The organism is Conyzicola sp. (assembly GCF_046714715.1).
Taxonomy (GTDB): Bacteria; Actinomycetota; Actinomycetes; order Actinomycetales; family Microbacteriaceae; genus Conyzicola.
The window spans coordinates 1-12,614 of sequence record NZ_JBKKAD010000225.1; the positions used below are offsets into that span (position 1 = coordinate 1).

General features: G+C 69.1%; 12 protein-coding genes. 5 read left to right on the forward strand and 7 right to left on the reverse strand.

All coding sequences use genetic code 11. The features are described from left to right. Nucleotides 1-207 precede the first annotated feature (207 nt). Nucleotides 208-1,185: a hypothetical protein gene (locus tag ACLQ6X_RS17465; protein WP_411701418.1), complete on the forward strand. Its 978-nt coding sequence runs from the start codon at nt 208-210 to the stop codon at nt 1,183-1,185. A 184-nt stretch (nt 1,186-1,369) separates the two neighbouring features. Continuing rightward, complete coding sequence (purL, locus tag ACLQ6X_RS17470) at nt 1,370-3,685, forward strand: phosphoribosylformylglycinamidine synthase subunit PurL (RefSeq protein ID WP_411701429.1); 2,316 nt, start codon at nt 1,370-1,372, stop codon at nt 3,683-3,685. A gap of 209 nt (nt 3,686-3,894) precedes the next feature. Here the strand turns inward: purL and ACLQ6X_RS17475 are convergent, their stop codons facing one another. The 6 genes from ACLQ6X_RS17475 to ACLQ6X_RS17500 all read right to left on the reverse strand — a co-directional run bounded on the left by ACLQ6X_RS17475 (nt 3,895) and on the right by ACLQ6X_RS17500 (nt 8,747). Beyond that, the gene (locus tag ACLQ6X_RS17475; protein WP_411701419.1) at nt 3,895-4,824 is read right to left on the reverse strand and encodes an SDR family NAD(P)-dependent oxidoreductase; all 930 of its coding nucleotides are present in this window, start codon (nt 4,822-4,824) and stop codon (nt 3,895-3,897) included. Continuing rightward, on the reverse strand, nt 4,821-5,189 hold the full coding sequence (locus tag ACLQ6X_RS17480; RefSeq protein ID WP_411701420.1) for a chorismate mutase: 369 nt from the start codon (nt 5,187-5,189) through the stop codon (nt 4,821-4,823). The genes ACLQ6X_RS17475 and ACLQ6X_RS17480 overlap by 4 nt, the downstream gene beginning before the upstream one ends. Before the next feature lie 9 nt (nt 5,190-5,198). Next, entirely contained in the window at nt 5,199-6,125 is a 927-nt protein-coding gene (locus tag ACLQ6X_RS17485; protein ID WP_411701421.1) for a DMT family transporter, read from the reverse strand. Between the two features lie 15 nt (nt 6,126-6,140). Continuing rightward, entirely contained in the window at nt 6,141-6,791 is a 651-nt protein-coding gene (locus tag ACLQ6X_RS17490) for a GNAT family N-acetyltransferase (protein ID WP_411701422.1), read from the reverse strand. A 182-nt stretch (nt 6,792-6,973) separates the two neighbouring features. Further along, nucleotides 6,974-7,393 (reverse strand): organic hydroperoxide resistance protein, encoded by a 420-nt coding sequence (locus ACLQ6X_RS17495; RefSeq protein WP_411701423.1) that lies wholly within the window; start codon nt 7,391-7,393, stop codon nt 6,974-6,976. 67 nt (nt 7,394-7,460) lie between these two features. After that, nucleotides 7,461-8,747, reverse strand: coding sequence for an adenylosuccinate synthase (locus ACLQ6X_RS17500; protein ID WP_411701424.1), 1,287 nt, complete (start codon nt 8,745-8,747; stop codon nt 7,461-7,463). Between the two features lie 99 nt (nt 8,748-8,846). On the opposite strand from ACLQ6X_RS17500, the gene ACLQ6X_RS17505 reads away from it, so the two are divergent. From ACLQ6X_RS17505 to ACLQ6X_RS17515, 3 genes are read left to right on the forward strand one after another with little or no spacing between them, the layout of a single operon-like run. Continuing rightward, the gene (locus ACLQ6X_RS17505) at nt 8,847-9,482 is read left to right on the forward strand and encodes a TetR/AcrR family transcriptional regulator (protein WP_411701425.1); all 636 of its coding nucleotides are present in this window, start codon (nt 8,847-8,849) and stop codon (nt 9,480-9,482) included. Then, nucleotides 9,482-10,174 (forward strand): hypothetical protein, encoded by a 693-nt coding sequence (locus tag ACLQ6X_RS17510; protein WP_411701426.1) that lies wholly within the window; start codon nt 9,482-9,484, stop codon nt 10,172-10,174. Before ACLQ6X_RS17505 ends, ACLQ6X_RS17510 begins: the two co-directional genes overlap by 1 nt. After that, complete coding sequence (locus tag ACLQ6X_RS17515) at nt 10,171-12,153, forward strand: YhgE/Pip family protein (protein ID WP_411701427.1); 1,983 nt, start codon at nt 10,171-10,173, stop codon at nt 12,151-12,153. Before ACLQ6X_RS17510 ends, ACLQ6X_RS17515 begins: the two co-directional genes overlap by 4 nt. Before the next feature lie 12 nt (nt 12,154-12,165). Here the strand turns inward: ACLQ6X_RS17515 and ACLQ6X_RS17520 are convergent. After that, the coding region (locus ACLQ6X_RS17520; RefSeq protein ID WP_411701428.1) for a TrmH family RNA methyltransferase at nt 12,166-12,614 on the reverse strand (449 nt) is incomplete at its 5' end.

Here is a 12,614-nt window from a genome sequence, read left to right on the forward strand (position 1 = left end):
CACCAGCGGACAAGAGAGAGCCGACGCCCTTGCCCCCTGGCTCAACTACTACAACACTGAACGCATCCACACCGGCATCGGAACCGCCCCCATCAACCGGGTGTCACCAATGTGATGGCCGAGTACATCTAGCGACCAGAAGTTGGGCCGGCGCGCGAGCTGTGGAGAAGATCTGCGGATGCTGGCTCGCCGCGCCACGCTGGGGTCATGGGCAGCCGCAAGAAACCTCCACCACGGTGGCGCGAGCAGCCGTTCGCGGTCGGCGCGGCTCGAGCGGCCGGGATCACGGCGGGCCGCCTGCGCGGCCGCGACCTTGAAGCCCCGTACCGCGGAGTGCGTGTCGACTCGGCCGGACGGGTCGAACTATCGCGGTTCGGCGTCTTCCCGAGCACACGGGCCGCCGAAGAGTTCGCGGCGGTCATCGCCCGGTGCCGGTCATACGCTCCTTTGCTGCGCGCGGGCCAGTTCTTCAGCCACACGACCGCCGCCCGGCTCTGGAAAGCTCCGCTGCCTACCCCGTTCACCGACGCCGAGCCACTCGACGTCTCGACGCTCTCGCCGGGGCGCGCCCCGCGAAGCGCCGGAATCAGTGGGCACCAGGCGCCGGCCACCTCGCGCATTCTCGATCGGTTCGGCCTGCCTATCGCTGATCCGGCGAGCACCTGGATCTCGCTGGGAAGGCCGCTCGGGCTCGACGACATGGTGGCGGTCGGTGACCACCTCGTGCTCGACCCCCTCGTGCTCGACCCCGCGGACGCGCGCCCCTACGCCACGATCGCCGAGCTGAGGGCGGCGGTCGATGGCGGCTCCGGGTGGGGTGCGCGGGCCGCGGCATCCGCGATCGAGCATGTTCGGGAGGGCGTCGAGTCACGACCGGAGACACACCTGCGGCTGTTGCTCGTGCGAGCGGGTCTGCCGGAACCGGAGGTCGGCGTCGACATCTACGACGACGCCGGGAAGTGGCTCGGCCGTGCCGACCAGCTGTTCCGCCAGTGGAAGGTGATCAGCGAGTACGACGGCGAGCAACACCGCACCAGCAGCGCGCAGTACGACCGCGACGAGACGCGCATAGAGAACTTCCACCGGGCGGGCTACGCGACGGTGCGCGTGCGCAAGGGCCAGCTGTTCGGCCGCCCGCACGAGGCCGTCGAACGGGTCACACGAGCCCTGCGCGCCGCCGGCTGACCCGGCTGAACACACTTTTGGTCGCCAGATGCTCTTCCCGCTGCCGAGATGCGCACCTAGCGACCAAAACCTGCGCGGGCGCAGGGCGGGGCGGGGCAGGCCGCGGCCACGGGCGGCCCAGCACCCCGGCCCTGCCGCCGGTAGACTGGGGGCTTCCGGCATCCGTCAACTCTGGGAGTTCTCAATCGTGACCGTAACCACCCCCTCCAGAGGCGTCGCCGACACCGTCTCGAACGCTATCGCCACCCCCGAGAAGGAGCAGCCGTACGGCGCCCTCGGGTTGAAGGAAGACGAGTACCTCGCGATCCGCGGGATCCTCGGGCGGCGTCCCACGAGCGGCGAGCTCGCGATGTACTCGGTCATGTGGAGCGAGCACTGCTCGTACAAGTCGAGCAAGAACTACCTGCGCCAGTTCGGCCAGAAGGTCAGCCCGAGCATGAAGAAGAACCTCATGGTGGGCATGGGCGAGAACGCGGGAGTCGTCGACGTCGGCGAGGGCTGGGCGGTCACCTTCAAGATCGAGAGCCACAACCACCCGAGCTTCATCGAGCCGTTCCAGGGCGCCGCGACCGGCGTCGGCGGCATCGTGCGCGACATCATCTCGATGGGCGCCCGCCCGGTCGCCGTGATGGACGCGCTGCGCTTCGGCGCGATCGACCACCCCGACACGGCCCGCGTCGTGCACGGCGTCGTGGCCGGCATCAGCCACTACGGCAACTGCCTCGGCCTTCCGAACATCGGTGGCGAGACCTACTTCGACAGCGTCTACCAGGCCAACCCCCTGGTCAACGCGCTGGCCGTGGGCGTTCTGCGCCACGAAGACCTGCACCTCGCCAACGCGCGCGGAGTCGGCAACAAGGTCGTTCTCTTCGGAGCGCGCACCGGCGCGGACGGCATCGGCGGAGCATCCATTCTCGCGTCCGACACCTTCGACGAGGGCGGACCCACGAAGCGTCCCGCCGTTCAGGTCGGCGACCCCTTCGCCGAGAAGGTGCTCATCGAGTGCTGCCTCGAGTTGTTCCAGCAGAAGCTCGTCGAGGGCATCCAGGACCTCGGTGCGGCCGGCATCTCGTGTGCCACGAGCGAACTGGCCAGCAACGGCGACGGCGGCATGTTCATCGAGCTCGAGAAGGTACTGCTGCGCGACCCGTCAATGACCGCGGAAGAGATTCTGATGTCGGAGAGCCAGGAGCGCATGATGGCGATCGTGACCCCCGAGAAGCTCGAGGGCTTCCTGAAGGTCGTCGAGAAGTGGGACGTCGAGACGTCCGTTCTGGGCGAGGTCACCGACACCGGCCGCCTCATCATCAACTGGAACGGGGAGGAGATCGTCAACGTGCTGCCGCGCACGGTCGCGGTCGACGGCCCGGTGTACGACCGCCCGGTCGCCTACCCGACCTGGATCGACGCGCTGCAGGCCGACACGGCCGCCGCCCTGGCCCGCCCGACGTCCGGGGAAGAGCTGAAGAGCCAGACGCTCACCCTGCTCGCCAGCCCGAACCTCGCCGACAAGAGCTGGATCACCAACCAGTACGACCGCTACGTGATGGGCAACACCGCGCTGAGCTTCCCCGACGACGGCGGCATGGTGCGCATCGACGAGGAGAGCGGCCTCGGCTTCGCGGTCGCGACCGACGCCAACGGACGCTACTGCCAGCTCGACCCGGCCCAGGGCGCCAGGCTCGCCCTCGCCGAGGCCTACCGCAACGTGGCCGTCACCGGCGCGACCCCCGTCGCCGTCAGCGACTGCCTCAACTTCGGCAGCCCCGAGAACCCCGAGGTCATGTGGCAGTTCGCCCAGACCGTCGAGGCGCTCAGCGACGCCTGCCTCGAGCTCGACATCCCGGTGACCGGCGGCAACGTGTCGTTCTACAACCAGACCGGCGACGTGCCGATCCACCCGACGCCCGTCATCGCCGTGCTCGGCGTGATGGACGACGTCGCCAAGCGCATCCCCAGCGGCTGGCAGGACGAGGGCAACAACATCTACCTGCTCGGCACCACCGCGCTCGAGCTCGACGGCTCCGCGTGGGCCGGCACGATCCACGACCACCTCGGCGGGCGCCCGCCGGCGGTCGACCTCGCGGCCGAGATGCGCCTCGCCCAACTGATCGCCGCTGGCGGCGACCAGAGCCTCATCGCCTCGGCGCACGACCTCGCCGACGGCGGCCTCGCGCAGGCCCTCGCCGAGGCCGTTCTGCGCTTCGGCGTCGGCGCACGCGTCTGGCTCACCGAGATCATTCAGCGAGACGGTGTGGATGCGGCCACGGCACTCTTCAGCGAATCGACCGGCCGGGTGCTGGTGTCGGTTCCGCGCGAAGACGACGTGCGCTTCCAGGGCCTGTGCGAGGGTCGCGGCTACCCGGTGCTGCGCATCGGCGTCACCGACAACTCGAGCGAACTTGAGGTGCAGGGCGAGTTCACCGCGACGATCGCCGAGCTCGAGGCCGCGCACCGCGGAACGCTCGCCGACGCGTTCGGGCCGATCGTCGGGTACTGAGCAGCCGACCCCGTCGAAGGTCGCGCCTGTTGCGCCGTTTGGGGCAGTCGAGAGAGTTGACTGCCCCAAACGACGCAATCGGATGATCCGTGCCGGGGTTTCGATACGGCGCTGAATCCTCCTTCGCAAGCTCACTCGGCGCTGGGGTCGCGAAATCGCTGGCGCGATTTCCATAGCTCCACCGCGCTCAACCGGCAGTAGGTACCTGATCAACCAGCGGTGACGTCGAAGCTGGCACCCGTCCAGAGCTCGCTCTGCGCCCAGAGGTACGCGCCGAACTCGGGTGACGCGCTCGAGGCCGCGGGCCGCTGCAGCACCGGGCGGCCGCGGGTCAGGAACTCCGGGCCGACGTACTCGCCGCCGACGACGGTGGGGTCGAGCAGAGCGCGCACGGTCGACGCGGCGCCGCGGTTCTTGCCCTGCGCCCCGACGGCGGTCGTCGCGCCGTAGAGACGGTCGCCCGCCCCGCGCGACACCACCCCGGGACGCACGGGGGTCAGCCCGTCGATCGCGTATCCCGGGTGGGCGAGCACGCCGGCTACCCCGGCCGACACGGCCCGCGCGCGGCGGTCGAGCTCGAGGGTGAAGCCGTGGAGCGCGTGCTTCGAGAACGCGTAGGCGCGGAAGAAGCCGTACCGTCGCTCGCTCATCAGATCGGCGGGGTCGAGCCGGACCAGCTCGGTCGACAGGCTACCGAGCCCGACGACGCGGCTGTCGGGCGTGCGCGCGAGGATCGGCCACGCGCGCGCCGTGAGCGCGAAATGCCCGACGTAGTTGGTGGCCAGCACGAGTTCGAGGCCGTCGACACTCTCCTGGCGTTCGCGCGACCCGGTGACGGCTCCGGCGTTGAGCACGAGACCGTCGAGCCTGTCGAAGTCGGCGATCGCTCGGCCGGCCGCCTCGGCCGATTCGAGCGATGACAGGTCGACGGTGATGCGGTCGAGGGACGCGCGGCCCAGCCGCGCGCGAATGGATCGGATCGCAGCATCCGCCCTCTTGCCGTCGCGCGAAGCGAGAACGACGTGCGCGCCCGTCGAGGCGAGCTGCTCCGCGGTGAAGTAGCCGAGCCCCGCGTTGCCGCCGGTGACGACGTAGACCCGGCCGCGCCGATCGGGCAGACGGCTGGGAAGCCAGCTCATGCGTCGATGGGGTCGGTGTCGCTGGAGAGGCCGTCGGGCAGGTCGTTGATGAGGTCGGTCGTCGCGATAGCGCCGGTCGAGGCGATCGACTGGTGGTGGTGGATGACCTCGGCCACGATGAAGTTCAGAAACTTCTCGGCGAAGGCGGGGTCGAGGTGGCTCTCCTCGGCGAGGGCGCGGAGGCGGGCGATCTGCACCTTCTCGCGCTCGGGATCCGACGCCGCCATGCCGGTCGCGGCCTTGAGCCGGCCGACCTGCTGGGTGAACTTGAAGCGCTCGGCGAGCAGGTGCACGAGGGCTGCGTCAATGTTGTCGATGCTCTGGCGAAGCCCCGTGAGCTCGGCCGAACCTGTCTCTTCTGCCATTGTTCGAGACTACTGGGTGGCCAGACTTCGACGAGACAGCCGGATGCGCTGCTGGGTGAAGAGAATGCCGACGAACACGAGAGCGGCTCCGGCGGGCTGGTTGAGCGAGAAGGTCTCGCCCAGAACGAGCACGCCGAGCAGCACTCCGACGACCGGTGTGATGTAGGTGACGGTCGACGCGTTGGTGGGGCCCCACGCGCGCAGCACGTTGATGTTCCAGATGTAGGCGACCCCCGTGCCGAGCACCCCGAGGGTGAGCAGGCTCGCAACGATGCCCGGATCGAGCTCGACCGGCTGCCAGGCGATGACCGGCGTGAGCACGAGCATGATGGCCCCGGCGACCCCGATGTTGAGGAAGGCGAAGCTCGCACCCGGAATCGGCCGGTGGCTGAGGAACCTGCGGGTGTAGCCGAAGCTGAAGCCGTAGCAGGTGGCCGCGAGGAGGCAGGCGAGCTGCCCGGCAAGGTCGCCCGTGAACGCGGCGTGCTGCCACGGGGCGATGATCACGATCACCCCGGCGATGCCGATACCGATGCCGAGCACCTGGCCGCGGTTCAGCTTCTCGACGTGGAACGCGAGCGTGACCATCAGCGCCGTGGTGATCGGGGTGACGGCGTTGTAGATGCTCGCGAGCCCGGACGACACGTACTGCTCGGCCCACGCGAACGCGAGGTGCGGGATGACGCAGTTGGTGAACGCGATCACGAGGAAGTGCAGGTAGACCGCCCGTTCACGCGGCAGTCGCTGGCGCGTGAGCAGCACGATCACGCCGAGGGTGAGCCCGCCGAGCACGAGGCGCGACCACGCCACCTGGTAGAACGAGACCCCGTCGAGGGCGATCTTCATAAACAGGAAGCTGGCACCCCAGACGAGCCCCATGCCCACGAACTGCAGGACTATCGACAGGCTGCGGGTGGGGGTTGTCGTCGACGGCACGTATGGACGATACCGTCAGCCTCCGTCACGCGCCGCACGCAAACGGACGGGTTCTGCACCATATGCTGCCAATCGCGCCTGCAGCCCGGCGCGCACCTCGGGCCACTCGTCGACGACGACCGAGAAGATGGCCGAATCGCGCCAGGTGCCGTCTGCCCTGCGACGGTCGCGGCGCACGATTCCCTCGAACTGGGCGCCGATCTTCGTGATGGCCGCACGAGACCGTTCGTTGAGCACGTCGGCCTGCAGTTTCACCCGGCCGAACCCGTTGTCGAACGCGGTGCCGAGCAGCATCAGCTTCGCCTCGGCGTTGACGGCCGTTCCCCAGACGCGCGGGTCGTAGGCGGTCCAGCCGATGTGGGCGTGCTCGAGATCGAGGTCGAAATCGCCCAGCGTCGACGTGCCGACGAGCAGGCCGTCGTTCTCGCCGCCGACCAGGCGCACGGCGTGCACATTGCTGCGCTCCCACGCGAAGTACGAGTCGGCGAACGCGGTGAAGTCGGCGAGGTCGTCGGTGTAGCCGGCCGGCCCGCCGCCGAATCCGCCGGCGAAGACGAGCGGATGCGCGATGGCCGTGAAGAGGTCGGGTACGTCGGTCTTCAGCAGCGGATCGAGACGGATGAAGTCGCCGACGAGCGGGGTGCGGGGCGGGCGGGCAGCGGTCATGCGCACAAGTCTGCCAGCCAGAGCCGGTTGAGTAAGCGCGGTGGAGCGATGGCAATCGCGCCAGCGATTGCGCGACCCCAGCGCCGACCGAGCCTGCGAGGAAGGAATCTACGTCCTACATCGAAACCGCGGGTGGGGTTTCGATACGGTCGCAGAGCAACCTACTCAACCGGCAGTCGCGACTAGTCGACCAGCGTTACCGTGACCTCGATGTTGCCGCGGGTCGCGTTCGAGTACGGGCACACCTGGTGGGCGGCGTCGGCGAGCTCCTGGCGCTGCTCGACGGGAACGTTGGGCGCGTAGACGTGCAGTTCGACCTCGAGGCCGAATCCGCCCTCGCCGTTCGAGCCGATGCCGACGCTCGACGACACTGCGGCGTCTTTCGTGTCGACCTTGAGCCGGCGACCCACGACGTGCATCGCGCTGAGGAAGCAGGCGGCGTAGCCGGCCGCGAAGAGCTGTTCGGGGTTGGTTCCTTCGCCCGTGCCGCCCATTTCTTTGGGCGGACGGGTGTCGAGGTCGAGCAGGTCGTCCTCGGAGCGGACGTGGCCGTCGCGGCCGCCTCCGGTTGCGTGGGCGATGGCCGTGTATGCGATTTCCATTACTTCAGTCGACTCCTCGTAGCTGTGCGTCAGAGCCAAGCGCCGCTCAGGATCGCGTGGTAATGAGTCAGTTGATCAGGTCGTGCCGCACGACGATCGCCTCGCGGCCGGGGCCGACGCCGATCGCCGAGATGCGCGCGCCGCTGATCGCCTCGATGGCGAGAACGTAGTCCTGCGCCTTCTGCGGCAGGTCGCTGAACTCGCGTGCGCCGGTGATGTCTTCCTGCCAGCCGTCGAACTCTTCGTAGATCGGCACCGCGTGGTGGAAGTCGCTCTGCGACGCCGGGACCTCGTCGACACGCACGCCGTCGACGGAGTAGGCGACACACACGGGAATCTTCTCGAGCCCGCTGAGCACGTCGAGCTTGGTCATCACGAAGTCGGTGACGCCGTTGATGCGCGCCGAGTAGCGGGCGATCGGGGCGTCGTACCAGCCGGTGCGGCGCGGGCGGCCGGTGGTGGTTCCGAACTCGAAGCCCTTCTGGCGCAGCCACTCGCCGTCTTCGCCGTGCAGCTCGGTGGGGAACGGGCCGGCGCCGACGCGGGTCGTGTAGGCCTTGACGATGCCGATCACGCGGTCGATGCGGTTCGGTCCGATACCCGATCCGGTCGAGGCTCCGCCCGAGGTGGAATTCGAGGAGGTGACGAACGGATACGTGCCGTGGTCGACATCCAGCATCGTCGCCTGGCCGCCCTCGAACAGAACGATCTTCTGCGCGTCGAGTGCGTCGTTGAGCACCAGCGCGGTGTCGGCGACCATCGGGCGCAAGCGCTCGGCGTACGACAGCAGGTTGCTGACGATCTCTTCGACCTCGATGGCGCGGCGGTTGTAGATCTTCACCAGCAGGTGGTTCTTCTGGTGCAGCGCACCCTGCACCTTCTGGCGCAGGATGTTCTCGTCGAACAGGTCCTGGATGCGGATTCCGACGCGGTTGATCTTGTCGGCGTAGGCCGGACCGATGCCGCGGCCGGTGGTGCCGATCTGGCGCTTGCCGAGGAAGCGCTCGGTGACCTTGTCGAGCGTGCGGTGGTACTGGGTGATGACGTGCGCGTTCGAGCTGATCATCAGGCGCGAGACGTCGACGCCACGCGCGATGAGCGCGTCGAGCTCTTCGAAGAGCACCTCGATGTCGATGACGACGCCGTTCGAGATGACGGGGATGACACCTTCGCTGAGGATGCCGGAGGGCAGCAGATGCAGCGCGTACTTCTCGCCGTCGATCACGACGGTGTGGCCGGCGTTGTTTCCGCCGTTGAACTTCACGACGTAGTCGATGCGGCTGCCGAGCAGGTCGGTGGCCTTGCCCTTGCCTTCATCGCCCCACTGGGCGCCAATGATGACGATAGCTGGCATGGGTTGCCCTCTCGTTTGTACGGGATTACACCCAATTCTAGCCGCCCGTCGCGAAACACGATCTTGCACAACGCTGTGCAAGTTATTACAATCGAACGAGTGACCGACACCTCGACCCGTACACCGCGACGCGACGCGACCCAGAACAGGGCCGCCCTCATCGAGGCCGCCAAGGTGGTGCTGAATCAGAATCCGGATGCCTCGCTCGAAACAATCGCGGCCGAGGCGGGTCTCAGCCGCCGCTCGGTCTACGGGCACTTCGCCAGCCGCGACGACCTGCTGCGCGAGCTGGTATCGCTCGGGTCGCGTCGCGTCGCCGCCGCACTCGAGGCGGTGACGCATGCCGACCCCGTCGTGCGGCTCGCCCTGATCGCCTCGCGCCTCTGGCACGAGGTGGAGGACGTGCGCGTCATGACCGTCTTCACCGTGCGCAGCGGCCTGAAGCATCACATCGACGAGGCGCTTGAGCCGCTGCGGCGCGGCGTGCTCGACGCCATCCACACCGGCCGCGACGCCGGCACCATCCGCGACGACATCTCGGCCGAACGGCTCGCCCGCCTCATGGAGGACGCGATGTTCTCGGTGCTCGAGGAGTCCACGGAACATCCGCTTCCCGAAGCCGACGGCCACCGGCTCGTCATCCTCTCCACCCTCGGCAGCATCGGTCTCGGCTGGCGAGACGCGAACCGGTTCGTCGACTCCCACCCCGAACTCGCCTGGAAGGCGGCATCCTGATGCGCATCGCACTCGAATCGGTCGCGATCGGGCAGGGCCTCGGCGCCTCGGTGCCCCCGCTCACCGCCACCGTCGCCGACGGCCAGATCTCGGTGCTCGCGGTCGAAACCGCCGAGCGCCCGATGCTCGTCTCGCTGCTGCTCGGCGGGCGGATCAGGCCGGACTCCGGCCACGTCACGATCGACGGCCGCGACGACCTCGACGAACTGCGCAGGAGCACCGCCCTCGTCGACACCCCCGTGGTCGCCGAGCCGACCGCGGGCCTCAGCCTCGCGAGCATCGTGGCCGAAGAGTTCTCGTTCGCGGGCAAGCCGTCGTCACGCCGGGCGGTACGCGACTTCCTCGACCGCACCGGCATCGGCGAGTACGGAGCCGTGCCCGTGCGCGCCCTGCCTCCCGCGCGGCGCACCCGCATGTTCAGCGAACTCGCGCTGCTGCGCCCGGGGGTCGACGGCCTCATCGTCACCTCGCCCGAGCGCCACGGAGGCGACCCCGCCGAGTGGTACGAGAGCCTCGCCGCCATCGCGCAGCGCGGGGTCACCATCGTCGTCGTCACCGACGCCGCCACCCGCGGCATCCTGCTCTCGTATGGCGCGCGCGACGCGCTGTCGCCGATTTCCGAACTCGAGCCCGCCGTCGACGAGATTTCGACAAGCTCAATCCCCGTGTTGACCGAAGAAAGCCAGTCATGATCATCACCCTCGTCCGCACCGAGCTCGCCCGGCTCACCTCGAGCAAGATGGGCATCCTCTCGCTCGTCGCCCTCATGACCGTGCCCCTCGTCTACGGCGGTCTCTACCTGTGGGGCAACCAAGACCCGTACAGCCGACTCGACCAGATTCCCGCGGCCCTGGTGGTGGATGACACGGGCGCGACGAACGACGACGGTGTGGCCGTCAACTACGGGCAGGATGCCGCAGACGAACTGCTCGACGGCATGGACTTCGGCTGGGTCGAGGTCAGCGCGGCACAGGCCAAGGCGGGCATCGTCTCGGGCGAGTACGACTTCGGGCTCACCTTCCCGGCAGATTTCTCCACCGACCTCGTGTCGGCGGGCGGCGACGACCCGACGGCCGCACAGCTCGCGCTCACCACGAGCGACACCAACAGCTACCTGAGCTCCACGCTGGCCGAACGCGCGGCCGAGGCCGTGCGTGTCACGGTCGCCGAGCAGCTCGGCGAGGAGGCGGCCGGAACGCTGCTCGACTCGCTCGAGCAGGTGCGCGAGGGGCTCATCGACGCCGCCGACGGCGCCACGCAGCTCTCCGACGGTGCCGCGACCGCGGCGACCGGCGCGCACACCCTCGCCGACGGCGCCGCGAGCGCGGCCTCGGGCGCGGCCAGCCTCAGCACCGGCAACGCCTCGCTGTCGACCGGCGCGACCAAGCTCAGCACGGGCCTCAGCCAGCTCGACACGCAGGCCGGCGCGCTGCCGGGCAGCACCGCCGCCCTCGCGACCGGGGCGGCATCCGTCGCGAGCGGAGCCAGCACGGCCGCTACCGGTGAGGCCGCGCTCGTCACTCCCGCCGCGCAGGCCAGCCAGCTGTCGGCCGCGGTGCAGACCGAGTCTGCCGCGGCGTTCGCCGACGGCATCGTCACACCCGACGAGAGCACGAGCATCCAGAAGAAGCTCGCTCAACTCGCCGCCCTCACGACCGGTGTGAGCGACGGCACGGCCAAGATCGCTCCGGGGCTCAGCACGCTGTCGTCGGGCGCGGCCCAGGTCTCCGCCGGAACCAACACGCTCAACGCCCAGGCCCCCGTGCTGGCGAACGCCGTGCACACGGCGGCGACGGGAGCGGCGACCCTCGCGAGTGGCGCGAAGTCCGCGGCATCCGGCGCATCCGGTCTCGCCACCGGAACCGCACAGCTCTCGACCGGCGCGACCGACCTCTCGACCGGCATCGACTCTCTCGCCTCCGGGTCGAGCGAGCTGAGCACCTCGCTCGGCGACGCGGTCGTCAAGATCCCCGGATCCACCGACGCCGAGCGCTCCAAGGCCGCGGCCGCGATCGCCGACCCCGTGCTCGTGAAGCGCACGTCGCTCACCGAGGCGGAGAACTACGGCGCCGGGCTCGCACCGTTCTTCATCACCCTCGCCGCGTGGATCGGCATGTACGCGCTGTTCCTGCTGGTGCGGCCGCTGTCGCGTCGCGCGCTCACCGCCGTGCGCCGTCCGGTGCGCACGGCACTCGCCGGCTGGCTCACCCCCGCGCTGCTCGGCGTGCTTCAGGTCGCCGGGCTGTTCGCCATCGTCACCTTCGGGCTCGGCATGCACTCGGCCAACCCGCTCGGCCTGCTCGGGTTCCTCGCGTTCATCTCGATCACGTTCGCGTCGATCATCCTGGCGCTGAACGTGTGGCTCGGCAGTGTCGGCCAGTTCATCGGGCTCATCCTGATGGTGGTGCAGCTCGTGACCGCCGGCGGCACCTTCCCGTGGCAGACGCTGCCGGCACCGCTGGCGTTCATCCACCAGGGGCTGCCGATGAGCCACGCCGTCGACGGCGTGCGGCAGCTGATGTACGGCGGATCGCCCGCGGCCTTCTGGGCGTCGGTGCTGCCGCTCGCGGCGTGGCTGCTGATCTCACTCGCTGCATCGGCGCTCGGCGCGCTCAAACAGGGACGGTTCCGCACCCTGCGCGAGCTGCGCCCGAGCCCGATCGGCGCCTAGCCAGCCCGACCGCTAGAAGCTCACGTGCTGGGTGACCCAGGCGTGCATCGCCACGGCGGCCGCGGCTGAGGCGTTGAGGCTGCGGGTCGAGCCGAACTGGCTGATCTCCACCTGCACGTCGGAGGCGGCGAGCGCCGCGTCGGTGAGGCCCGGCCCCTCCTGCCCGAACAGCAGCACGCACCGCTCCGGGAAGTCGAACGTCTCGATCAGCACGGCGCCCGGCATGTTGTCGATCGCGACGATGGGGAGGCCGGCCTCGCGCGTCCAAGAAACGAACGACGCGACATCCGGATGATTCATGACGTGCTGATAGCGGTCGGTGACCATGGCGCCCCGCTTGTTCCAGCGGCGTCGGCCGATGATGTGCACGGTTTCGGCGGCGAACGCGTTGGCGCTGCGCACAATCGACCCGATGTTCATGTCGTGCTGCCAGTTCTCGATCGCGACATGGAAGCCGTGCC

Excerpts from the sequence above, each read along its gene's own strand:
- ACLQ6X_RS17515 (WP_411701427.1), top strand. The coding sequence starts at position 10,171 with ATGATCATCACCCTCGTCCGCACCGAGCTCGCCCGGCTCACCTCGAGC.
- ACLQ6X_RS17495 (WP_411701423.1), bottom strand. The coding sequence starts at position 7,393 with ATGGAAATCGCATACACGGCCATCGCCCACGCAACCGGAGGCGGCCGC.
- ACLQ6X_RS17465 (WP_411701418.1), top strand. The coding sequence starts at position 208 with ATGGGCAGCCGCAAGAAACCTCCACCACGGTGGCGCGAGCAGCCGTTC.
- ACLQ6X_RS17490 (WP_411701422.1), bottom strand. The coding sequence starts at position 6,791 with ATGACCGCTGCCCGCCCGCCCCGCACCCCGCTCGTCGGCGACTTCATC.
- ACLQ6X_RS17480 (WP_411701420.1), bottom strand. The coding sequence starts at position 5,189 with ATGGCAGAAGAGACAGGTTCGGCCGAGCTCACGGGGCTTCGCCAGAGC.
- ACLQ6X_RS17500 (WP_411701424.1), bottom strand. The coding sequence starts at position 8,747 with ATGCCAGCTATCGTCATCATTGGCGCCCAGTGGGGCGATGAAGGCAAG.
- ACLQ6X_RS17510 (WP_411701426.1), top strand. The coding sequence starts at position 9,482 with ATGCGCATCGCACTCGAATCGGTCGCGATCGGGCAGGGCCTCGGCGCC.
- ACLQ6X_RS17475 (WP_411701419.1), bottom strand. The coding sequence starts at position 4,824 with ATGAGCTGGCTTCCCAGCCGTCTGCCCGATCGGCGCGGCCGGGTCTAC.